At 67.6% G+C, this 22276-nt stretch carries 20 protein-coding genes and 1 tRNA gene; 13 read left to right on the top strand and 8 right to left on the bottom strand.

Going from position 1 to position 22276, the window contains the following annotated elements; genetic code table 11:
* From recN to BW971_RS17230, 13 genes are all read left to right on the top strand, one after another.
* Window positions 1-1764 (top strand): DNA repair protein RecN, encoded by a 1764-nt coding sequence (recN, locus tag BW971_RS17290; RefSeq protein ID WP_076482102.1) that lies wholly within the window; start codon window positions 1-3, stop codon window positions 1762-1764.
* Window positions 1765-1860: 96 nt separating this feature from the next.
* Window positions 1861-3048, top strand: a complete 1188-nt coding sequence (steA, locus tag BW971_RS17285) for a putative cytokinetic ring protein SteA (RefSeq protein ID WP_076482208.1) — start codon at window positions 1861-1863, stop codon at window positions 3046-3048.
* 17 nt (window positions 3049-3065) lie between these two features.
* Window positions 3066-3983 (top strand): copper transporter, encoded by a 918-nt coding sequence (locus BW971_RS17280; RefSeq protein WP_076482100.1) that lies wholly within the window; start codon window positions 3066-3068, stop codon window positions 3981-3983.
* 149 nt (window positions 3984-4132) lie between these two features.
* Window positions 4133-5926, top strand: a complete 1794-nt coding sequence (locus BW971_RS17275) for a CTP synthase (RefSeq protein WP_076482205.1) — start codon at window positions 4133-4135, stop codon at window positions 5924-5926.
* Window positions 5927-5982: 56 nt separating this feature from the next.
* Window positions 5983-6594, top strand: a complete 612-nt coding sequence (locus BW971_RS17270; protein ID WP_083710243.1) for an NUDIX domain-containing protein — start codon at window positions 5983-5985, stop codon at window positions 6592-6594.
* A gap of 10 nt (window positions 6595-6604) precedes the next feature.
* Window positions 6605-7531, top strand: a complete 927-nt coding sequence (gene xerD, locus BW971_RS17265; protein WP_076482202.1) for a site-specific tyrosine recombinase XerD — start codon at window positions 6605-6607, stop codon at window positions 7529-7531.
* Between the two features lie 93 nt (window positions 7532-7624).
* Window positions 7625-8608 carry a ParA family protein gene (locus BW971_RS17260; RefSeq protein WP_076482096.1) on the top strand — a complete coding sequence of 328 codons (984 nt, stop codon included), beginning with the start codon at window positions 7625-7627 and terminating at the stop codon, window positions 8606-8608.
* Window positions 8605-9465: a segregation and condensation protein A gene (locus BW971_RS17255; protein ID WP_076482093.1), complete on the top strand. Its 861-nt coding sequence runs from the start codon at window positions 8605-8607 to the stop codon at window positions 9463-9465. The genes BW971_RS17260 and BW971_RS17255 overlap by 4 nt, the downstream gene beginning before the upstream one ends.
* A complete protein-coding gene (scpB, locus tag BW971_RS17250; RefSeq protein WP_083710218.1) occupies window positions 9462-10208 on the top strand; it encodes an SMC-Scp complex subunit ScpB in 747 nt (248 codons plus the stop codon). Before BW971_RS17255 ends, scpB begins: the two co-directional genes overlap by 4 nt.
* 75 nt (window positions 10209-10283) lie before the next feature.
* Window positions 10284-11225, top strand: a complete 942-nt coding sequence (locus BW971_RS17245; RefSeq protein ID WP_076482091.1) for a pseudouridine synthase — start codon at window positions 10284-10286, stop codon at window positions 11223-11225.
* Window positions 11222-11917, top strand: a complete 696-nt coding sequence (gene cmk, locus BW971_RS17240) for a (d)CMP kinase (protein ID WP_076482089.1) — start codon at window positions 11222-11224, stop codon at window positions 11915-11917. The genes BW971_RS17245 and cmk overlap by 4 nt, the downstream gene beginning before the upstream one ends.
* Entirely contained in the window at window positions 11914-13344 is a 1431-nt protein-coding gene (der, locus tag BW971_RS17235) for a ribosome biogenesis GTPase Der (protein ID WP_076482088.1), read from the top strand. Before cmk ends, der begins: the two co-directional genes overlap by 4 nt.
* A gap of 75 nt (window positions 13345-13419) precedes the next feature.
* Window positions 13420-13493: transfer RNA gene (locus BW971_RS17230), tRNA-Pro, on the top strand.
* A gap of 684 nt (window positions 13494-14177) precedes the next feature.
* Here the strand turns inward: BW971_RS17230 and BW971_RS17225 are convergent.
* The 8 genes from BW971_RS17225 to BW971_RS17185 form a co-directional block, all read right to left on the bottom strand.
* Window positions 14178-14984 carry a hypothetical protein gene (locus BW971_RS17225; protein WP_143690435.1) on the bottom strand — a complete coding sequence of 269 codons (807 nt, stop codon included), beginning with the start codon at window positions 14982-14984 and terminating at the stop codon, window positions 14178-14180.
* Window positions 14985-15343: 359 nt separating this feature from the next.
* On the bottom strand, window positions 15344-15862 hold the full coding sequence (locus BW971_RS17215; protein ID WP_076482082.1) for a hypothetical protein: 519 nt from the start codon (window positions 15860-15862) through the stop codon (window positions 15344-15346).
* 69 nt (window positions 15863-15931) lie between these two features.
* Entirely contained in the window at window positions 15932-17146 is a 1215-nt protein-coding gene (locus tag BW971_RS17210) for a phage major capsid protein (protein ID WP_083710216.1), read from the bottom strand.
* Between the two features lie 319 nt (window positions 17147-17465).
* Window positions 17466-17705 carry a hypothetical protein gene (locus tag BW971_RS17205; protein WP_076482079.1) on the bottom strand — a complete coding sequence of 80 codons (240 nt, stop codon included), beginning with the start codon at window positions 17703-17705 and terminating at the stop codon, window positions 17466-17468.
* A gap of 938 nt (window positions 17706-18643) precedes the next feature.
* The gene (locus BW971_RS17200) at window positions 18644-18829 is read right to left on the bottom strand and encodes a hypothetical protein (RefSeq protein ID WP_076482076.1); all 186 of its coding nucleotides are present in this window, start codon (window positions 18827-18829) and stop codon (window positions 18644-18646) included.
* 223 nt (window positions 18830-19052) lie between these two features.
* The gene (locus BW971_RS17195; RefSeq protein ID WP_076482074.1) at window positions 19053-20231 is read right to left on the bottom strand and encodes an AAA family ATPase; all 1179 of its coding nucleotides are present in this window, start codon (window positions 20229-20231) and stop codon (window positions 19053-19055) included.
* A gap of 446 nt (window positions 20232-20677) precedes the next feature.
* A complete protein-coding gene (locus BW971_RS17190) occupies window positions 20678-20866 on the bottom strand; it encodes an excisionase family DNA-binding protein (protein WP_076482072.1) in 189 nt (62 codons plus the stop codon).
* Window positions 20867-21072: 206 nt separating this feature from the next.
* Window positions 21073-22179, bottom strand: a complete 1107-nt coding sequence (locus tag BW971_RS17185) for a tyrosine-type recombinase/integrase (protein WP_076482070.1) — start codon at window positions 22177-22179, stop codon at window positions 21073-21075.
* Window positions 22180-22276 lie beyond the last annotated feature (97 nt).

Raw genomic sequence — 22276 nt, 5'->3', positions numbered from 1 at the left:
ATGCTCGACGAACTCGCCATCAGCGGCCTCGGCGTGATCGATGAGGCGACCGCCGAATTTCCCGACGGGTTCACGGTTCTCACCGGTGAGACCGGTGCGGGCAAGACCATGGTGGTGACCAGCCTGCACCTGCTCTCCGGGGCGCGCGCCGACGCCAGCCGGGTACGGACCGGTGCACAACGTGCGACGGTCGAGGGGCGTTTCCGCATCACCACCGCCGTCGAGGAGACCGACACCCTGCTGGACTCCGCGGGTGCCGAGCGCGACGACGACGACAGTGTGATCGCCGCCCGGTCGGTGAACGGCGAGGGCCGGTCCCGCGCCCACCTCGGTGGCCGCTCGGTCCCCGCGGGTGTCCTCGGTCAGTTCACCCGGGGACTGCTGACGATCCACGGTCAGAACGACCAGCTCAGGTTGATCAAGGCCGAGCACCAGCGGGCCGCACTCGACCGGTTCGGTGGCGAGGCGGTCGGCAAGGCCCTACGGACGTACCGCACCGCCCGCGACCGTTGGGTGGCCGCAACCGACGCCTACACCGAGCGACGCAACAACTCTCGTGAACTGGCCCAGGAGGTCGATCGGCTTCGCTTCGCCGTCGACGAGATCGCCGCGGTGGACCCGCAGCCGGGGGAGGACGCGACGATCGCCGCGGACATCCTGCGACTCGGCGACCTCGAGACCGTCCGCACCGCGGCGGCGACCGCACACGCGACTGCCGTCGGCACCGACGACGCGATCGACGGCGGGTCGGTGCTGAACGGCCTCGGCGAGGTGCGCTCGGCGCTGGAATCGGTGGGCGACCCCACGCTGCAGGGGTTGCTGCCGCGGGTGCAGGAGGCGCTCACCGTCGTCGGGGACCTCGCCGCGGAACTCGGTGACTTCCTCTCCGGGTTGCCCACCGACGCGAGCGAACTGGAGAAGTTGCTCACCCGACAGGCCGAACTGCGCAGTCTGGTCCGCAAATACGCTCCGGACATCGACGGCGTCATCGGATGGCGTCGCGACGCGGAAGCGCGGCTCGACACGCTCGGTGATCCGGACACCTCGCTCGACGAGCTCGAGGCCGCTGCCGGCGCCGCCGCCGACGAGCTCGCAGGCGCCGCCGTCGCCCTGACCCAGGCGCGCACCAAGGCGGCCAAGAACCTGTCCGCGGCGGTCAGCGCCGAGCTGGCCGGCCTGGCGATGGGGGATGCGGTGATCGACGTCCGGGTGGGACCGGATGTCGCCGGTGACGGTGACCCACGGACTCTGGCGGTCCGCGGCTCTCATCTGCACGCCGGCCGACACGGTGTCGACCGGGTGGAGTTCGCGATGGCCGCGCACCCGGGGGCGCCGCCGCTACCCATCGGCAAGTCGGCATCCGGTGGCGAACTCTCACGGGTGATGTTGGCGCTCGAGGTGGTGCTCGCCTCCGACGACACCGGATCGACCATGGTGTTCGACGAGGTGGACGCCGGGGTCGGGGGACACGCGGCGGTGGAGATCGGCCGTCGGCTCGCACGGCTCGCCCGACACCATCAGGTCATCGTGGTCACCCACCTGCCGCAGGTCGCGGCCTTCGCGGACAACCATCTGCTGATCGGCAAGACCGACCGGCGCACCGGCAGGAAGACGTCGGTGACCAGCTCGGTGAGCACCCTGGATCGCGACGATCGCATCAACGAACTCGCCCGCATGCTCGCCGGGCTGGGTGACTCGGAGACCGGACGCGCGCACGCCGAGGAGTTGCTCGACACCGCCGACACCGAGAAGGCCGCGGACTGACACGACGCGGGGCTGCTGTTACTCGTGTGACAAAAGTGTCAAAAGTTACGGCGCGCCTCCAATGATGTGGGTGTGATCGGTCCGATCATGACTGCCATGAAGATGCCAGCACTTCTCACCCGCACCTCGGAGACCCTGCCGGGCATTATCGGCATTGCCCGGATCGATCGGAACACCAAGCGATTGCTCACCCGGGTCGGCCCCGGCGACATCGTGTTCCTCGATGAACTCGACCTGGACCGGATCACCGCCGACGCCCTGGTCGCGGCCGATGTGCTGGCCGTGGTCAACGCCTCACCGTCGATCTCCGGGCGTTATCCCAACCTCGGACCCGAGGTGCTGGTCGCGTCGGGCATCACGCTCATCGACGACGTCGGCGACGACATGTTCAAGCATGTCAAGGACGGTGCGAAGCTGCGGGTGGACTCCGGTGCGGTCTATCACGGTGAGCGAGAACTGCTGGCTGGCCAGGAGCTCGGCGAGCGCGAGGTCGCCGACCTGATGCTCGACGCCAAGGCGGGGTTGGTGGACCATCTGGAAGCGTTCTCCGGTAACACCATCGAGTTCATCCGTAGTGAATCGCCGCTGCTGATCGACGGCGTCGGGGTGCCGGACGTGGATGTCCGCCTCACCGACCGGCACGTGGTGATGGTGGCCGACGGCCCCGATCACGCCGCCGACCTGAAGAAGCTCAAACCGTTCATCAAGGAGTACAGCCCGGTCCTCATCGGCGTCGACGGTGGCGCCGACGCCTTGATCAAGGCCGGGTACCGGCCCGACCTCATCGTCGGCGAGCCCGACTCGATGCGGGCGGCGACGCTGAAATGCGGCGCACAGGTGGTACTGCCTGCCGACACCGACGGTCACGCAGCCGGGTTGGAGCGGATCCAGGACCTGGGCATCGGGGCGATGACCTTCCCGGCCGCCGGTTCGTCGGCCGACCTGGCGCTGCTGCTGGCCGATCACCACGGCGCCTCGCTGATCGTCACCGTGGGTCAGGCCGCGTCACTGGACGAGTTCTTCGACCGCAGCAAGCGCGAGTCCAACCCGTCGACCTTCCTCACCCGCCTCAAGGTCGGGCCGAAGCTGGTCGACGCCAAGGCGGTCGCCACCCTGTACCGCAGCCGGGTCTCCGGAATCGCGATCGCGTTGCTGGTGTTGGCCGCTCTGATCGCAGTCATCGTCGCGGTCCTGTTCTCGAACACCGCCCCCGAGGTCACCGACTGGGTGGTCGCGCAGTGGAATCAGGCGTACGCATGGGCACGCGACGTCTGGAACCGGTGACGAATCACGGTTGATCGGTGATCTCTCTCCGCCAGCACGCCATCTCCCTGGTCGCGGTTTTCCTGGCCCTCGCGGTCGGGCTCGTCATCGGGTCCGGCTTTCTGGGCGGCTCGGTCGGCTCGGTCTCCGGTGGTGACGACAAACGCATCTCCGACCTGGAGAACGACAAGTCACGACTGCAGAACCAGCTGAACGCCGCGAACGAGTTCGACAACGCCGTCACCCCGCGACTGCTCAAGGGAGCACTACGGGATCGTTCGGTCCTGGTGGTGACCACACCCGGGGCCGACGACGGTGACGTCGCCGCCGTCAAGCAGGCCCTCACCTCGTCGGGAGCACAGCTCACCGGGCAGCTCGGGCTGACCGACCCGTTGCTCGCCGACCAGTCGTCGGAGAAGGTACGCACCATCGTCGACCAGTCGATACCCGCCGGTCAGACCCTGCGAACCGAGCTCACCGACACCGGCGGGCGGGTCGGTGACCTGTTGGGACTGCTGTTGCAGCAGAAGGGTGACAACACGCCGGTGGGCGCCGGGGACCGCACGGCCGGGTTGCAGGCGCTGCGCGACGGCGGATTCGTGCAGTACAACGACAAGGCGCTGAACCCCGCCCAGACGGTGGTGGTGGTCACCGGCGGCGAGTACGACGCCAATGCCGGCGCGCGCGGACAGGTGGTCGCGCAGTTCTCCGCGGCGTTCGCGGCCCGCGGTGACGGAGGTGTGTTGGTCGGGCGCACCGGTTCGGCCGAGGGGACCTCGCCGATCGCGGTGCTCCGGTCCGACACCGGACTGGCGTCCAAGGTCGCCAGCGTGGACGACGTCGATCAGCCCACCGGGCGGATCACCGCCGCGCTCGCCCTCGCGGACGCGACCAGGCGCACGGTGGGTGCCTACGGCACCGGTACCGGCGCCAAGGGTGTGACCGTCGCGAACTGAGCCCGTGCCGGGCGCGCGGACGACCCGCGTGGTTGTGTCGTGCGCGGGATCCGGGGCCGTGGTGTTACCGTGGAGTCCCGTAGGTGAGCAGGCGCCGCGGAGTCTTCCCGGACCCGATCAGGGTCTGCTCGAACCAAACGGGAGACGTGTTGCGACCACTGCGCCATGGCCATTCAGGCACCAAGCACATCTTTGTCACCGGTGGTGTCGTGTCGTCGCTGGGCAAGGGGTTGACCGCCTCCAGCCTCGGGCAGTTGCTCACCGCCCGCGGTCTCCGGGTCACCATGCAGAAGCTGGACCCGTACCTCAACGTCGACCCCGGCACCATGAACCCGTTCCAGCACGGTGAGGTGTTCGTCACCGAGGACGGCGCCGAGACCGATCTCGACGTCGGGCATTACGAACGGTTCCTCGATCGCAACCTGTCGCAGTCGGCGAATGTCACCACCGGACAGGTGTATTCGACGGTGATCGCCAAGGAACGCCGCGGCGAGTACCTCGGCGACACCGTGCAGGTGATCCCGCACATCACCGACGAGATCAAGAACCGGATCCTGGCGATGCGTGAGGCCGATGCCGACGGCAACGAACCCGACGTGGTGATCACCGAGGTCGGCGGAACCGTGGGTGACATCGAATCCCAGCCGTTCCTGGAGGCGGCGCGACAGGTGCGCCACGACGTCGGACGGGACAACGTGTTCTTCCTGCACGTGTCACTGGTGCCCTACCTCGCGCCGTCGGGGGAGCTGAAGACCAAACCGACACAACACTCGGTGGCGGCGCTGCGCAGCATAGGTATCCAACCCGACGCGTTGATCCTGCGCTGCGACCGCGACGTCCCGGAACCGCTGAAATACAAGATCGCCCTGATGTGCGACGTGGAGGTCGACGGGGTCATCTCGACTCCCGACGCACCGTCGATCTACGACATCCCCAAGGTGCTGCACCGCGAGCAGCTCGATGCCTACGTGGTGCGAAAACTCGGTCTGCCGTTCCGCGACGTCGACTGGACCGAATGGGGCGACCTGCTACAGCGTGTGCACGAGCCGCGCGAGACCGTGCGGATCGCGCTGGTGGGCAAGTACGTCGACCTGCCCGATGCGTACCTGTCGGTCACCGAGGCGATCCGGGCGGGTGGCTTCGCCCACCGTGCCAAGACGGAGCTGGTCTGGGTGCAGAGCGACGACTGCGCCACCGAGTCGGGCGCGGCGGCCGCGTTGTCCGACGTCGACGGTGTCCTCATCCCCGGTGGTTTCGGGATCCGTGGGATCGAGGGCAAGGTCGGGGCGGTGCGCTACGCCCGTCGCCGCGGCATCCCGCTGCTGGGGTTGTGTCTCGGGCTGCAGTGTGTGGTCATCGAGGCGGCACGTGAGGCGGGACTGGACGGTGCATCGTCCTCCGAGTTCGACCCCGACACAACACATCCGGTGATCTCCACGATGGCCGATCAGGAGCGTGCGGTCGCCGGCGAGGCCGATCTGGGCGGAACTATGCGCCTCGGCGCGTACCCGGCCAGACTGGAACGCGGCAGCATCGTCGCCAACGCCTACGGCAAGGTCGAGGTGTCCGAACGGCATCGCCACCGCTACGAGGTGAACAACGCCTACCGCGACAAGGTCGCGGGCACCGGGTTGAGGTTCTCCGGCACCTCACCCGACGGTCATCTCGTCGAGTTCGTCGAGTATCCCAGGGACGTCCACCCGTTCCTGGTCGCCACCCAGGCGCATCCGGAACTCAAGAGTCGTCCTACCCGACCGCACCCGCTGTTCGCGGCGTTCATCCGGGCGGCGCTGCGGTACAAGGCCGAGGAGCGGTTGCCCGTGGACGTCCACGGCGACGACGACATCTCCGACACGGTCGGAGAGGATCTGGCCGACGACGCCCAGGCAGTCGTGGCCGACCTGGTCGTCGAGGGGAACGTCGCCGACGGGGATCTGGCGTGACCGAGGACGGTTCCGGGAACCCGGTTCCCGGCGACTCGGACCAGCGTCACACCTTCATGGTCACCAACAGCGCGGTTGCCTACGACGGCGCGATCATGACCCTGCGGGTGGACGAGGTCGCGATGCCCGGAGGTCGCACCGCCACCCGTGAGGTGATCGAGCACCACGGTGCCGTCGCGATCGCCGCCGTCGACGACCAGGGGCGGGTCGCGTTGATCAGTCAGTACCGACACCCCGTCGGCCGTAGGCTGTGGGAGTTGCCCGCCGGACTGCTGGACGGTGGTCCGGACGAGCCACCCACCGCGGCGGCGGCCCGGGAACTGCTCGAGGAGACCGGGTTGGTGGCCGACGAGTGGTCCGTGCTGGTCGACGTCGACTCCTCTCCGGGATTCACCGATGAGTCGGTGCGTGTATACCGGGCGAGCGGTCTGCGCACCGAGGAGCGTCCCGAGGCCGTCGACGAGGAAGCCGACCTGGAGTTGCACTGGTGGGAGCTCGACACCGCGGTCGACGCCGTGCTCGGTGGCGGCATAGTCAACGGCACGGCGGTCGCGGGGATCCTCGCGCTGGCCGCCGTCACCGCACGAGGTGGGCAACCACGCCGCGCCGATGCCGCCTGGCCCGACCGTCCCCGCGCACTGGAGCAGCGGCGCTCCCGGCAGCGGTGAGCCGACGTCGATGACCGTCGGCGCCGCGGTGCAGCTCTACCTCGACCATCTGGCGGTGGAGCGCGGTGCGGCCGCGAACACCCTCAGTTCGTATCGCCGTGATCTGCACCGATATCAGCGATACCTGGCCGCCCGCGGCATCGACGACCTGACGGTGGTGACCGAGAACGACGTCCGCGAATTCCTGGTGGACCTGCGGCGCGGCGACCCCGAGGCCGGGCAGCCGGCGCTGGCGGACAGCTCGGTGGCCCGCACGCTGGTGGCCACCCGCGGCTTCCACAAGTTCGCCGCCGCCGAGGGGTTGACGACCACCGATGTCGCGCACGCGGTTCGGCCGCCCCGCCCGGCGCAACGACTGCCCAAGTCGCTGCCCATCGACGACGTGCTCGCCATCCTGGAGGCATCCGGCGGTTCCGGTCCCTCCGAGACGGCTCGCACCCTGCGCGACCGGGCACTGATGGAACTGCTGTACAGCTGTGGGGCGCGGATCTCCGAGGCGGTGGCCCTCGACGTCGACGACATCGACACCGACAACCGCTCGGTGGTGTTGCGCGGCAAGGGCGGCAAGGAACGTCTGGTTCCCATCGGCGGACCGGCCATCGAGGCCGTCGACGCCTACCTGGTACGCGGCCGTCCGGCCCTCGTGTCGCGCTTCAACCCCGCGCTGTTCCTGAACGTCCGTGGTGGCCGACTGTCCCGGCAGAGCGCCTGGCAGGTGCTGGCCGACGCGGCCCGACGGGCCGGAGTGGACGCCGCGGTGTCGCCGCACACGCTGCGGCACAGCTTCGCGACCCACCTGCTCGACGGGGGCGCCGACGTCCGTGTGGTGCAGGAACTGCTCGGTCACGCGTCGGTGACCACCACGCAGGTCTACACGCTGGTGACCGTCGGGACCCTGCGCGAGGTGTACGCCACGGCGCATCCGCGGGCACGGTGAACTCGGGTCCGGTGCGGCCCGGCTCCCCATGATCGGCTGGGTGACCAACTAAGGTTGACCAGATGTGGTGCCGGTCGGCGAGGAGGGTGGCGGATGAGCGCTGGTGACGACCTGTTCACCCAGCAGCCGATTGGAGCCCAGTACCGGTTCCGGATCGACATCCCGGCCCCCGCCGGCACCCCGGTCGACCAGCCGGCGGTGACCGAGACCCCGGTCGCCGAACCGGCCGAGCCCGAGCTGGGGCCCACCGGCCGCCCGTACCGGCCGGTGCCCGAACCGACACCGCTGGGACGGCACGGGCCGGCCACGGTGATCGCGGTCTGCAACCAGAAGGGTGGCGTCGGCAAGACCACGTCGACGATCAACCTCGGTGCCGCGCTCGCCGAGTACGGCAGGCGCGTGTTGCTCGTCGATCTCGACCCGCAGGGTGCGTTGTCGGCGGGTCTCGGCGTGGCCCACAACGAACTCGACACGACGATCTACAACGTGTTGGTACCGCCGACGGTGTCGGCCGACGAGGCGTTGATGCGCACCCGTGTCGACGGTCTCGACCTGCTGCCCAGCAACATCGACCTGTCGGCTGCCGAGATCCAGTTGGTGACCGAGGTGGGCCGCGAACAGACGCTGGGCCGTGCCCTGCACCCGCTGCTCGACCGCTACGACTACGTCCTCATCGACTGCCAGCCGTCGCTGGGCCTGCTCACCGTCAACGCGCTGGCGTGCGCCGACACCGTGGTGATCCCGATGGAGTGCGAGTACTTCTCGCTACGCGGGCTGGCCCTGCTGACCGACACCATCGAGAAGGTGCACGACCGCTTGAATCCGCGGCTCACCCTCGGCGGAATCGTGGTGACGATGTTCGATCAGCGCACCCTGCATTCCCGTGAGGTGATGGCGCGGGTGGTCGAGGTGTTCGGCGATCGCGTGTACGACACCGTGATCAACCGGACGGTGCGGTTCCCGGAGACCAGTGTCGCGGGTGAGCCGATCATCACCTGGGCGCCGAAGTCGACCGGCGCCACCGCATATCGGTCGTTGGCGCGCGAGGTGATCGCGCGCAACGGACCGCCCGCATGACGGTCGGTCCCGACCAGGCGGACCCGTCCGCGCCCGTGGCGGCCGACGCGATCCCCGAAGAAGACCCGCAGTCGGGTTTCCAGGTCAAACTGACCAACTTCGAGGGCCCGTTCGACCTGCTCCTCGACCTCATCTCGAATCGTCGCCTCGACGTCACCGAGGTCGCGTTGCACGCGGTCACCGACGACTTCATCGCCTACACGCGCCAGCTCGGCGCCGACATGGAACTCGACCAGACCACGCAGTTTCTCGTCGTCGCGGCCACGTTGCTGGACCTGAAGGCCGCCCGATTGCTGCCGTCCGGTGAGGTGGAGAACCCCGAGGATCTGGCGTTGCTGGAGGCCCGGGACCTGCTTTTCGCGCGGTTGCTGCAGTATCGCGCCTACAAGCAGGTGGCCGTGTTGTTCGCCGAACTCGAGGCGGCGGCGTTGCAGCGCTACCCGCGGGCGGTGTCGTTGGAGCCGCACTTCGAGGCGTTGCTGCCGGAGGTCGACATCGGTGTCGACGCCGCCGGGCTGGCCGAGGTGATGGTGACCGCGATGACCCCCAAGGTCGCGCCGACCGTCGGACTCGACCACCTGCACGTGGCCAAGGTGTCGGTGCCCGAACAGGCGGTGCGGATCACCGAACTGTTGCGGGCCGAGGGGCCGGGTCGGTGGACCGACTTCTCCGCGCTCATCGCCGAGTGCGAGACCGGTCTGCAGGTGGTCGCGCGATTCCTGGCCGTCCTGGAACTGTTCCGAGCCAAGACCGTCGATGTGGAACAACCCGAGGCGCTCGGTGACCTGAAGGTGTGTTGGACCGGTGATGACGTCGACACCGGGCAGATCGTCGCCGCGGAGGAGGAGTACGGATGACGGAATCAGCAGATCTCGCCGACGTGTCCGAGGGCGATCCCGCGGGTGAGGACGACGTGGATCGCGACCTGTTCGGTGAGCCGGCCGAGCAGGTCGACCCGCTCGCCGATGACGAGCTCCGTTCGGCTCTGGAGGCGATGCTGCTGGTCGTCGACACCCCGGCGTCGACGGAACTGCTCGCATCGGCCACCGAGCAGAACGCCGACCGGGTGCAGACGATCCTGCAGGAGATCAGTGCCGACCTGACCGCACGGTCGTCGGGGATCGATCTCCGGTTCAGCGGTGACGGTTGGCGGTTCTACACCCGAACCGACTACGCGCCCTACGTGGAGAAGCTGCTGCTCGACGGTGCCCGGTCCAAACTGACCCGAGCCGCGTTGGAGACGCTCGCGGTGATCGCCTACCGGCAACCGGTCACCCGCAGTCGGGTCAGCGCGGTCCGCGGCGTCAACGTCGACGGTGTGATCCGCACCCTGGTCGCGCGGGGCCTCATCGATGAACGGGGCACCGACCCGGACTCCGGCGCCGCACGCTACGGAACCACCGAGCTGTTCCTGGAGCGGCTCGGCCTGTCATCGCTCGCGGAATTGCCGGACCTCGCCCCGTTGTTACCCGATGTCGACGTCATCGACGATTTCGACCAGGAGATCGCTGACGACCCGCGATTCGCCAAGACGGCCTCCCGACCGTCAGACTCGACAGCGGGCTCGCCGGTCACCGATCTCGGCGCCGACGACGAGTGACCGGCCGCACGGCCTGGTCGACGCGCTCATACCCGCACGACCCACAACCGCACTACCACTGACGAACGAGGTCACATGACACCCGCTAGCCGAGACGGCAAACCGGCCAAGAGGACGGCGAAGATCGCCGCCGAGGCGTCACAGGAGCGACGCAAGAAGGCCCACCGCAAGGGCCGCAGTCACGCCACTCCCGACGCCAAGATCGGGCAGGTGCGGCTGAACAACGCCAAACCCGCCCGCAGGCAGAACGTCCACCCCGACGCGGAGGGCGCCGACTACGTCGCCGACGGGGTGCGGCTGCAGAAGGTTCTCGCCCAGGCCGGTGTGGCGTCCCGGCGCGGGGCCGAGGAGATGATCGCGGCCGGCCGGGTGGACGTCAACGGCGAGATCGTCACCGAACAGGGCTTCCGGGTGGACCCGAGCACCGCGGTCATCCGCGTCGACGGGGCCCGGGTGGTGATGGACGAGACCCGGCAATATCTCGCGCTGAACAAGCCCAAGGGTTGGCAGTCGACCATGTCCGACGATCAGGGACGTCCGTGTGTGGGTGACGTGGTCGCCGAGCGGGTGATGGCCGGGCAGCGGCTCTTCCACGTCGGCCGTCTCGACGCCGACACCGAGGGTCTGCTGCTGTTGACCAACGACGGTGAACTGGCCAACCGACTGATGCACCCGTCACACGAGGTGCCCAAGACCTACTTGGCGACCGTGCGTGGCGAGGTGGCGCGTGGACTCGGCCGCACCCTGCGGGCCGGGGTCGAACTCGACGACGGCCCTGTCGCAGTGGACAAGTTCGCCCTGCTCGAACTGAACAACGGTCAGTCGCTGGTGCGGTTGACCCTGCACGAGGGTCGCAAGCGCGTGGTCCGGCGCCTGATGGAGGCCGCGGGCCACCCGGTGCTCCGGTTGGTGCGCACCGACATCGGACCCGTGTCGTTGGGCAACCAGCGACCGGGCAGCCTGCGTGTCCTCGGCAACGACGAGGTCGGAGCACTGTACAAGGTGGTGGGGATGTGAGCGCCACCGATTCCAGCCCGCCGGTCGTCGCGATCGACGGACCCGCGGGGACCGGCAAGTCCAGTGTCTCGGGTGCCCTGGCGGAGCGGCTGAACGCGGGTTTGCTCGACACCGGCGCGATGTACCGGGTCGCGACACTCGCGGTGTTGCGCGCGGGTGTAAATGTCGACGACGCCGACGCGGTATACGGGGTGGTCGCCAGGGTGCGGGTGCAGGTGACCACCGCCCCCACCGACCAGCAGGTCCTGATGGGTGACGAGGATGTCACCGCCGAGATCCGCAGCGCGACGGTGACCGCGAATGTGTCTGCAGTGTCCGCGATCCCGGCGGTCCGCGAACAGTTGGTGGCGCTGCAACGCGGTGCCGTGGGCGACGTGCTCACCGTGGTCGAGGGGCGCGACATCGGGACCGTGGTGTTCCCGGACGCCCCGCTGAAGATCTTCCTCACCGCGTCGGCCGCGGCGCGGGCCGACCGACGGCACCGGCAGAACGTCGACGCCGGCCGCGACAGCGACTACGACGAGGTGCTCGCCGCGGTGGAACGCCGTGACCATCTCGACTCCACCCGCGCGGTGTCACCGCTGCGGGCCGCCGCCGACGCCGTCGTCGTGGACACCAGCGAGTCGACCAAGGAACAGGTGATCGACCGGCTCGAGAGCCTGGTCCGCGACACGTTGGGAGTGCGGTCATGAGCCAGGAGGCGGGCGCCTTCGAATCGCTGCCGGGAGACGGGGTCTGGTCCGACGAGGCCGACTGGGAGGTCGGCGATTTCGGTGACGACTCCGGGTCGGACGCCGACGTGGTGGTGCCGACGGTGGCCATCGTGGGCCGCCCCAACGTGGGCAAGTCGACGCTGGTCAACCGCATCCTCGGGCGGCGTGAGGCGGTGGTCGAGGACGTTCCCGGGGTGACGCGTGACCGGGTGTCCTATCCGGCGAACTGGGCGGGGCGGCGGTTCATGGTGCAGGACACCGGTGGTTGGGAACCCGACGCCAAGGGCATGCACCAGTCCATCGCGCGGCAGGCCGAGCACGCCATGAAGACCGCCGACGCGGTGATCCTGGTGGTGGACGCGACCGTGGGCCCGACCTCCACCGACGAGGCCGTGGCTCGGGTGCTGCGTCGGTCCAAGACGCCGGTGTTGTTGGCGGCCAACAAGATCGATGATGAGCGCGGCGAGGCTGACGCGGCGTCGCTGTGGTCGCTGGGGCTGGGGGAGCCGTTGCCGATCTCGGCCATCCACGGCCGTGGGTCCGGTGATCTGCTCGACGAGGTGCTGCGGGTGCTGCCCGAGACACCGCGGGAGGCCACGCTGACCGGTGGTCCACGTCGGGTCGCGTTGGTCGGCAAGCCGAACGTCGGCAAGAGTTCGCTGCTGAACAAGTTGACCGGGGTCGACCGTGCAGTAGTGGATAACGTCGCAGGCACCACGGTGGACCCGGTCGACGAACTCGTCGAACTCGGTGGGCGGATCTGGAACTTCGTCGACACCGCGGGTCTGCGCAAGCGGGTCAACACGGCCAGCGGGCACGAGTACTACGCGTCGCTGCGCACCCGTGCGGCGATCGACGCCGCGGAGGTCGCGATCCTGCTCATCGACGCCTCGGAGCCGATCACCGAACAGGACCTGCGCATCCTGACGATGATCATCGAGTCCGGGCGGGCGTTGGTGATCGCGTTCAACAAATGGGATCTGGTCGACGAGGACCGGCGGTATCAGCTGGACAAGGAGATCGACCGCGAGCTGGCACGGGTTCCGTGGGCGCACCGGATCAACATCTCCGCGATGACCGGGCGATCGGTGCAGAAGTTGGTGCCCGCGCTCGACGGGGCGCTGGAGTCGTGGGACACCCGTATCGCGACCGGGCGGCTGAACACCTGGCTGAAGGAGGTGGTGGCCGCGACGCCGCCGCCGCTGCGTGGTGGGCGCCAACCGCGGATCATGTTCGCCACCCAGGCGGCGAGTCGGCCGCCGACGTTCGTGCTGTTCACCACGGGATTCCTCGAGGCCGGGTACCGCCGGTTCCTGGAACGCAGACTGCGTGAGGAATTCGGGTTCGACGGGACCCCGGTGCGGGTGAACGTCCGGGTGCGGGAGAAGCGAGACCGGCGCCGATAAGGGGCGTCGGGGCGATTGGCTCCGAGACGGTGCGGTCGGATACTCTGTTCCGGCTGCCCCGTTCACGGGGTGCCACGGGCTGTGGCGCAGCTTGGTAGCGCACTTGACTGGGGGTCAAGGGGTCGCAGGTTCAAATCCTGTCAGCCCGACGTCGTGACCAGCACATATGTGCTGGTCACCGTCGTTTGTGCCCACTGCGTGCCCAGTCGTGCGGGGGTGCCTCAGGTTAAAACGGCGTTCGTGTCAGTGGGGCGCACTACGATCGGACGATGATCTTCGACCCCACCGACGACCTCACGAACTCTCATGTCAGGCCCATATCTCGCGAGGTTCTCGCTGGAATGCTCCGAGGCGTTGGCTCCTCTTTGAAGGCGCTGACTGGTGTGGCCGCTGCTGTGTTCGGCCTCCTCGGGATCGGCCTTGTCGCTCTCGCTACTTGGCGGCATGATCCTGTCACAATCACGGTCGCGGTGGTTGGACTGCTGCTGATTGTCGTGTTCGTCGCTTGGTACCGCTCCGAGCAAGGGCGGCTTGACGAGCGCTCCCAACGGGAGGCATACATGAATCGAGCTACTCGACGTTGCGGGTACTACGAGATGCCGAACGGCCACGGCATTCTTCCGGGTCGGTGGCCAATCGGCGGCAACGGCGGCAATGGAGGTAATGGCGGGACTGTCTATGGGGATGGGAACGCGAACGGTGGCAACGGCGGGGCTGGTGCTGCTCCAGGAGGCGGAGGGGGCGGGGGTGGTGCCGCTGGGATCGTTATCCCCGGGCCTCCGCCATTCAGCGGATAGGTCAGCCCGAGGGCGTCCTGATCGAGGATGACGGAGTCATGGACCCGACGTTTCCTCAATCGCCAGTGGTCGCACCAGTCGAGGTCCAGGCACGTTCGTGTCCAAGAGAAGGACATCTTCGAGGGACCCGTGGTGGTTGAAAATCACCTGCCGTAGATGATTGGTGGCTGGAACTCGGAGGAGCCCCTCGCGAAGACGTTGACTCAAGGTGTAATAGATGAAGTGATCGGCAGGGCAAACGTAGCCGCTCGTGTCAGGAAGACCGGTTGTAACGATGAGGATTTCGTTAGGTTCCCGATCCTTGGTGGCGACTCGGCCGACGAACTCCTGCTCCAGGACCTTCGTTTCCACCTCGATCTGGGCGCTCCCGGTCGCCATCGGCGGCGCTTCTGGATTGGCAATGTCTGGGTGGATCTCAAGGTCATAGCCGTTCACCTCACGGCGTCCCTGTCGCATTACGCTCCCTGGCACAGTCTGAGGTGGCGATCCGTCAGCGTTCGGCGGGATACCCGTCACCACGCCGAAGTCCGTCTCCAACTCGGTCGCTATGTCGTCAATGAGCTTGGTGAACTTGGTCCCCATGCGCTTCGGTAAGCGGCTAACGTCACCACTTCGGTCGAATACCCATACTTGGTTGCCTGTTAGATGCGGATATTGGTCAGGCGCAGCTTTCAAGCGCTCATCCAACGCGCGTCCGACCGAGCGAACCTCTGCAAGGCGTTGTCGGGACACCTGCTGTGCGGTAATCGACGTCAACTCCACGTTGAAGGTATCGCCACCGACTTGCACAACGAGGTCCGGCGGATCTGTATCGGAATGAGAATAGCTAGTCACCTCGTCCACACATCCATAGAGTTCTGCCCCAAGGAGGACGTGCCAGAATTGCTGGTCCTCGATAGCCCTCTGACTGAGAGATTTGGCGGACACTCGATGGTCCAAGGGTAGCGCCGCTATTGTGTTGAACTCATTCCCCGACTCATCTGTGCCCCCGATAGCGAGACCGCCTATGAAAACCATGCCAGTCACGGTAAGCGGTCAAAGCGTCCCAGGCAGAGTTTCGTCGTGCTGAGACGACGAACGCCCCACCCCGGAGAAGTAGCAGGGTGAGGCGCTCGACGGACGCACGGCAACGACCGTGGTCGTTCCGAGCTATGGAGTTGTTGCCTCCCAGTGTATCCGGGGCCGAGGCCCTCACCGTGGAGTCAGCGGACCGGCTTGGTGATCCCGGCGGCGCAGCTCGGGCAGGCGATCCCCGGCGCGATCTCGTGCGCCGCACGACGTGGACCCACGACGACGACGCGGTGGCCCCGTGGGGCGACCGCTGGCTCGTGGCCCGACGGTCCAACTACGCCCACGCGGGCCATGCGGATCGGCCGCGACGAGTTCGAGGCCCGCGTGGGCCGAGCTGGAGCCAGTCCAACGCCCTCGCGTCGCCGGTCGGCCGACTGGAGCGCCGACGCCGCTCGCGTCGGACGGCCGTGGTCCACGCCGCGAGGTTCCGGGTACTGACGGCCGCCGGGGATCACGCCGCCACGGCGGAAGCTGACGAGGCGTGTCGGGTCCGGCGCGATCTTCGAGCCCACGAGATCCACGTGACCCGTGTAGCCCTTGCCGGTGGGCGTGGACTTCCCCTCAAGGGTTCCGCCGATGTACTTCACCGCACCGCTGGCAATGTCGCCTACGAGATCGACGGCCCCGCCGATTACGTCACCGACGCCCATATCTATCTCCTTGTCCTAGAACGAGATCCGCCCCATGTCGCACGGTGGCAGGCATGGGGACGGAGTGAATCAGGCGGATACGGTGCTGAACCGGACGATCGACTCGGGACGAGAGACGCCGACCTCGAAACGACCCTCCAGACGGGCGCGAACAAGGTTGCGCTCGAAGTCGTCCGAGGCCCGATCCCACTGAATGCGGATCGTTGCGCCGGGGTCGGTGTAGAGCCGTACCGAGTCAGCGCCGACGAGGTATCCCACCCCGGCCGGGAGCTGAGTGCTCGGGACGATCGGGACGCCCCACAGCTTGTACTCGGCGCGGTCGAACGGCGCGGTCGCGTTCAGGTATTCACCGCTGCCGCCGGTGACGGCGAGGTCGATTTCCTCCAGCACGGCCGGGCTCACGACGAATACCGCGCCCTGGTAGCCCAACGCCTCTATAGCGGTCAGCGACTTGCGGGTGGTCCGCAAGAGGTCGGTCGCGTAGGCGACGGTCTGGATTCCAGAGGTGGCCGCGAAGCCGTTCAGGTGACCGGCGGTGCCGTCACCCTGAATCAGCTCGCGCTCGACGGCAAGGCGTAGGCCGTATTCGAGTTCCGAGCCGACGAACGCCTGGAGGTCGGCAACGTCGGTGAGGTCGTACTCCGCGATCCCGTCGGACAGGTGGGCGATGACTTTCAGCTCACGGGGGATCGTGTCCACGCCGTACTCGCTGGTGGGCTTGAGCGCGCCGGGGGCGACGACGGCCGCCCGGTTGGTGCGCGACGCCTGTCGCAGGTACTTGAACGTCGGGGAGCTGACCGCCTGGGCCTCGATCACGTCGAGAATGCTCACCGGCCGACCGAGCGGGCGGATTGTCGGCGCAACGACGACGACAGCAGTCGAGTCGGTCAGTGAAAGGTTCTTCTGGCCGCCAGCGGAGAGCGAGGCGATCACGGCCGTCTCGCCGGCCTCGCGCAGCGCCGACGCCGTGAGGTGGGTGGTCGCCTTCTGTCCGCCGGTCGCTGCCTCGAACCCCTTCTCGGGGTCGATACGGCGGATCTCGCCACCGGACTTGCTGCCGTTCTTGGCGAACTCGGCTCGTTCGCGGAGTTCCTCGCCCATCGCCTTCACGAGCGAGAGGGCGTTAGCGGCGTCCTCGCGGGCCTTGATTCCGACGGGCGAGTTCGCCCCGGCCGCCTTGGCCTGTCCGACGAGGGCCTGGGCTCGGGTGCGGTGGTGGCCAATGCGTGCCGCGAGGGCGTCGTCGGTCAGATCATCGAAGTGCTGGAGTCGGGTAGTGCCCATTCTGGGTGCCTCCTGGGGCGAGATTCTGGGAGAGATCCCACGGGCCTCGGAGGTGATGAGCGCACGCGGTGGAGGAGGTGCGCTGACCAGTCCGAGGCTCGTGGGGCCTCACTGGGGGTTGCAACCCTCCTCGGGGGCGGACGGGCTGGTTACCGCTGGCCTCACCGGGCGAAGGTTGGCGGGGATCTCGGACCGTGGGGACGGGCGGGGTGGTTACCGATGGTCTACCCACGCGGCCGAGGCCGCCAAGCTGACGACTTACGCCGTCGTGATCGAGACTATCAGCAACGAGTCCTGTTGTCCCGCTTGACAATACTGGTCACACGATCGGCGGCTCGGCCAGCTTGTCCAACGCCTGGGCCACGAGTGCGGGGGCCTCGTCGTCGGAGATCCTCTGGGCCGCGAGCGTCGCGGCCGCCACCGCGAGATCTCGCAGAGTAGCGGCGTCGGCCGCCTCGTTGAGGACGGCGTGAACGGCGTCCGGGTCCTCGTCGCGGAGGGCGAGGACGAGCCGGGTGGCCGAGGCCCGGGAGGCGTCGGATCGGTTCGATTGAGACATGTCGAGGGTCCTATCGTCGTGCTGATATTGGTGGTCATTTTCAGTAATGGAATATGCGCTGGTCAGAGGTCCGCGTTTTTCAAACGTCAGGAGACCGGCGGAACTGGGAAAGGGCTCGCGAGTTTGTGGCAGTGACCCCCCTGGGCCTAAACGACCCGCTCGAACACGGGTCAACCGTCGGGCGACCGGGGACGACGAGCGTGGTGGTGTCCGCAGCTACGGACCTCGCCGCCGGTGAGTCGGCCAGCTCGCACGAGTCGGGACCGACCACAGTCGCACTCGCAGCGCCAGCGCCGACGCCCCGAGTCCCAGCCGGTGACCACGAGATCGGAAAACCGTCGGCCGACGAGATCGACGCGAGGCGGGGCGCTCGGCGGATCGAATTGGCCAGCTCGCCACCGGGCGAGGTAGCAGCGCGAGCACAACCCACGCGAGTGAGTCGGACGACCACAGTGCTCGGTCGAGCACGTTGTCGGGCTCATCGTCGCCGCCGTCGGTTGTGTCTCCGTTTGCGATTGATCGACGGCCGGACCTTGGACCGTGCGCCCCGGCGCTGTGCGGGCCGAGGCGGGATGATCTCGGGCTCGGGGTCCTCGGGTGCCGGGACGGCAGCAGCAGCGCGGCGAGGCCCACGCGCGCCGATCACTGACGCGACGTGCGACGAGGCGGCCGTCGGTCCGGCGACTCGGGCCCCCGGGAGCGAGGAGGCCCACGCCCAGCACGCACCACGGACCGGGCAACCGACACACGTCTCCTCGACGGCGGCCACGCGAGCCCGCTTGCTGGAGTATCCGAGCGACTCGGCACTCACGTCGGGATCGAACAAACGCGGGCACGCAGTGCAGGCGGCACCGCGCAGATCTGCCGATCCGGTGAGTATCGCCGCGATGAGCGCTACAGGCCTCGGGTCGGCAGTCCGGCTGACGAGCGCGTTACGACTACCCACGCCGCTCCTCCTGCTCGATGATCTGGTCCGTGAGACGACGCCGCTGCCCTCTCGGTCGGCGGGCGATACCGAACTCGCGCCGTAGCGCGTCCTTGTCGGCCAGCTCGGGCGTCTGTGTTCGGTGACGAGCCTCGCCGGTGAGGCGGGACATGCTGACGCGGATCTTCTTGGCGCTCATCGGGTTCTCCTTGAGTGGTGAATGAGGCGGGACGAGTTGCGTTGCCCAGGCCGCCGATAGGCCGGAATCCGTTCGGGACGAGTTTCTGATTCAGCAGCTAGTGACCTGGGCTTTTCTACGTCGTCCCTCGTCCCGGTACAGAGACCGGGACGAGAGGACGAGTGAGGTAGAAACTCGTCCGGGACGACCTCGGGACGAGTTGGGACGAGGGACGAGTTAGAGGTCATTGGGCGGCCTCGGTGAGGACCTCATCGACCATCTGTAGGGGCCTGAGACCGGTCGGGCGTCGGTACTCCCGCAGGAACCGGAACCGGCTCTTGGTGGACTCCACGTAGCCCTCGTTCGCCAGCGTCTTGACGTGATCGCGGATCGTCGTGGACTTACCTCGGACGCTCTTCTCGATCTCGTCCATTGAGAATCGGAATGCGTCCGGCGCGCGGTCGGCGTCCTCGTCCAGCCATTCGTCACGTCGTCGCACGATCTCGGCCGAGATCCGCTCCATGAGGTCCTCGTTCCGAGGCGTGCCCTTGGACGTGAGAGGTCCATCCTCGGCCATCTTCTCGGGGAGCTTGAGCAGCACCAGGAGCTTGCCGAGGGTGGAGTCCACGACGACCTCGGCGGCTACCTGCATATTGCCGCTGGAGCCCTCGGCGCACCGAGGACGCACGAACCCGGGCCGGTCCTTGCCCACGCGCAAGCGGAGGTTGCCGATCCCGCCCCGCTTAGGGTGCTTGACGACCTCCAGCGTGTACGCCGCGCCGGTGATATCGGCCATCTTGGCCTGGGCACCGATGGCCCACCGGCCCCGGCCGTCGTCGGACTTGGTGACGTGATCGACCATCACCAGCGGCGCACCTGTGGACTCGGCCAGCTTGCGCGGGAGTATCCGCGTCCACTTGTTCACGTCGTCGTTGCTCATCCCCGAGAGGTCGAACGTGCCCAGCGAAGCCGTCACGCCGTCGATCACGATCAGGTCGTAGCCGGTGCCCAGGATCTCCTCCCACGCCTCCATCGACGCGTCGGGACGCCCCTCGGGCCGTCGGTAATCGAACCCGTCGATGATGGCCTCGGACTTGGCCCCGAGTTCGCGCAGACGGGAGACGACCGAATGCTGATCGGACTCGTAATCGAGGAACAGGACCCGGCCGCCGGAGTTGAGGATCTCGGCGGCGAGTGCCTGCATAACGAGGGACTTCCCCGACTCCGATTCACCGTGGACCGTGTGCGTGAGTCCCGGGTAGAGCATGAACAGGCCGTAGGCGTGCTCGAAGTGAGCGACCCGACGCGTGAGGAGGTCGATCTCGTGCTCCATCGCCTCGTACGAGTCGGCCACCTCGTCGGACACCTGGTGTCCGTGCTCGCTGTTCTCACCCGTGAAGATGAACCGGGACGCCTTACTCATCACTCATCACCGCCCGCGAGCGGTATAGTTATCCCATCGGTTGCTCGGCCGATTCTCCTGTTGGGACGCCCCTCGGTTTCGCCGGGGGGCGTTCTGTTTTCTGCTGACACTTGGTGTCTTCTGGACTGAATAGCGTTGCGCCACAAGGGCATGACTTGCCCTATCGCTGGGGTGGGTTGGTAGTTAGAGCGAGCGCCGAGGGCACCAACGCCGGTGAGAGATCCCGGCCGAGACTCCGCCGTCGCCCACGCGGACGATCCTCGGGCGTCGGCAATGCGGGCACCGAGTCGTGGAGCGACCCGCGAGAACGCGGGCCTGGGACTCGCTCGGGCCGGACGGGGCCGACGCCAATAGTTGCGATATATGGGCGGCCTCGGCCCCGCTCCACGTCGCCAGGTAAGCGAGGGCGTAGGCGACGACGGCGATCACGGCGAGGTGGTTGGTACTCATCGGCCGTTGGTCTCGGCCTGGGCGAGGAAACGATCGACCTCGGCGGTGTCGATACGGATCACGCGCTCGGAGAGGCGAACGGCCTTGAGCCGACCCTCTGCGATCCACCGTCGAACGGTGCGGTCGGTGACGCCGAGATCGTCGGCAAGGCGATTGGGAGTGGTGAAACTGCGACGTGCGGACATGCGAGGGCTCCTGAGAGATTACGGAATCGAATCTCGCCCAAGCACGTAACTCGCCAGATACCGCGCCGGGGACTTGGCGGAAGCCGTCGGTCGCGCTTTTATGCGTAGTTCCGACGATAGTCGTCGCGTCCGATAACGTCAAACACTTGTGAATGAAAGCCCTTGTGTCCTAACAGAATTCGTTTGACCGATATGGTCACACGGCGCTATTCCCAGAGGGATTGAACGAGCCCACGCGTGCGGGACTCGGTGCTGTGCGTGTAGCGGGCACTCATCGCGGCCGACGTGTGGCCCATCAACACCATGTGGTCGGCCAACGTCGCCCCGGCCTGGGCGAACAACGTCGCGGCCGTGTGGCGCAGTCCGTGAGGTGTGAGACCCGGTTTGCCGATGGCCTCGGCGGCGCGCTGGAACGAGTAGCGGAACGTGGAGGCAAACATCATCGCGCCCGTGCTCGTCGGGAACAGGAGCCCGTCGCGGCCGGGGAGTGCGTAGGTCTTGAGGTGCTCGGCCAACGCAGGCCGGAGTCCCTCGGGGAGCGGGACGGTCCGTAGCGCGGCCCGGGACTTAGGGCGGTCCACCACGAACTTGCCATCGACCCGCGTCACCGCTCGACGGACGGTGACGGCGAGCGAGTCCTCTCCCATGTCGAGATCCGATCGGCGGAGCGCGGTCAGCTCACCGAACCGGAGCCCGGAGAATCCGGCGAGGAGAACCCACGCCCGATAGCGGGCGGTGATGGCGTCGGCCAATGCCCGGATCTCCTCGGGCGTGAGAGGGATGGGCTCGCTCTTGCGGTGCTTGACGGCCGCGCGCTTGATCCTCGCCGGGTTCGCCGCGAGGATCTCGTCGTCCACGGCCTGGTTGAGGATCGTCCGCAGCAGTGAATAGGCGTTGGCGTTGCGGGTCGGGAAGTCCTCCAGGCCCGCGAACCACTCCCGGACGTCGCTCACGGTCAGACCCTTGAGCGCGCGGTCACCGAGGCCCGGATAGATCACGTTGTCGAGGTACCCGCGATTGAGGGCGCGAGTCCGTGGCTTGTGTCGGTTGACGGTCTCGGCGTGCCACTTCTCGCCGTACGTCTTGAGCGTCAGGCCGGTGACGGCCTTGGCGGCGGTCCGCTCGACCGGGGGAGTCCACTCGCCGTTCTCGATGAGCTTGCGCTCCTGTGCCAGCCAGCCCTCGGCGTCGATCTTGGCCGTGAATGTCGTCGGCGCGGTGTACCGGGCGAGGTCCGCGCCGTGGACGTAGCGCGCCTGGAACTTCTTGCTCGGGAGCTTGCGGATACTGCCGAACGCTCGTTGTCCTGCCATGCCTTACGCCTCCGAATCGTGCCCAGTACGTGCCCACTGAGCTTACATCGACGCCGCTCACGTGCGCTTATGTCCGATCGGTAATGTGCTGGTATGG

Origin of the sequence: Williamsia sterculiae (assembly GCF_900156495.1) — a bacterium.
Classification (GTDB): domain Bacteria; phylum Actinomycetota; class Actinomycetes; order Mycobacteriales; family Mycobacteriaceae; genus Williamsia_B; species Williamsia_B sterculiae.
This window is presented reverse-complemented; position numbering and strand designations above follow the sequence as displayed.

Bases quoted from the DNA above. Each gene is read 5' to 3' on its own strand.
- BW971_RS17195 (WP_076482074.1), bottom strand. From the start codon at position 20,231: ATGAGTAAGGCGTCCCGGTTCATCTTCACGGGTGAGAACAGCGAGCAC.
- der (WP_076482088.1), top strand. From the start codon at position 11,914: ATGAGCCAGGAGGCGGGCGCCTTCGAATCGCTGCCGGGAGACGGGGTC.
- steA (WP_076482208.1), top strand. From the start codon at position 1,861: ATGAAGATGCCAGCACTTCTCACCCGCACCTCGGAGACCCTGCCGGGC.
- BW971_RS17205 (WP_076482079.1), bottom strand. From the start codon at position 17,705: ATGTCTCAATCGAACCGATCCGACGCCTCCCGGGCCTCGGCCACCCGG.
- recN (WP_076482102.1), top strand. From the start codon at position 1: ATGCTCGACGAACTCGCCATCAGCGGCCTCGGCGTGATCGATGAGGCG.
- BW971_RS17210 (WP_083710216.1), bottom strand. From the start codon at position 17,146: ATGGGCACTACCCGACTCCAGCACTTCGATGATCTGACCGACGACGCC.
- scpB (WP_083710218.1), top strand. From the start codon at position 9,462: ATGACGGAATCAGCAGATCTCGCCGACGTGTCCGAGGGCGATCCCGCG.
- BW971_RS17185 (WP_076482070.1), bottom strand. From the start codon at position 22,179: ATGGCAGGACAACGAGCGTTCGGCAGTATCCGCAAGCTCCCGAGCAAG.
- BW971_RS17270 (WP_083710243.1), top strand. From the start codon at position 5,983: ATGGTCACCAACAGCGCGGTTGCCTACGACGGCGCGATCATGACCCTG.
- BW971_RS17245 (WP_076482091.1), top strand. From the start codon at position 10,284: ATGACACCCGCTAGCCGAGACGGCAAACCGGCCAAGAGGACGGCGAAG.
- BW971_RS17255 (WP_076482093.1), top strand. From the start codon at position 8,605: ATGACGGTCGGTCCCGACCAGGCGGACCCGTCCGCGCCCGTGGCGGCC.
- BW971_RS17215 (WP_076482082.1), bottom strand. From the start codon at position 15,862: ATGGGCGTCGGTGACGTAATCGGCGGGGCCGTCGATCTCGTAGGCGAC.
- BW971_RS17260 (WP_076482096.1), top strand. From the start codon at position 7,625: ATGAGCGCTGGTGACGACCTGTTCACCCAGCAGCCGATTGGAGCCCAG.
- BW971_RS17190 (WP_076482072.1), bottom strand. From the start codon at position 20,866: ATGTCCGCACGTCGCAGTTTCACCACTCCCAATCGCCTTGCCGACGAT.
- xerD (WP_076482202.1), top strand. From the start codon at position 6,605: ATGACCGTCGGCGCCGCGGTGCAGCTCTACCTCGACCATCTGGCGGTG.
- BW971_RS17200 (WP_076482076.1), bottom strand. From the start codon at position 18,829: ATGAGCGCCAAGAAGATCCGCGTCAGCATGTCCCGCCTCACCGGCGAG.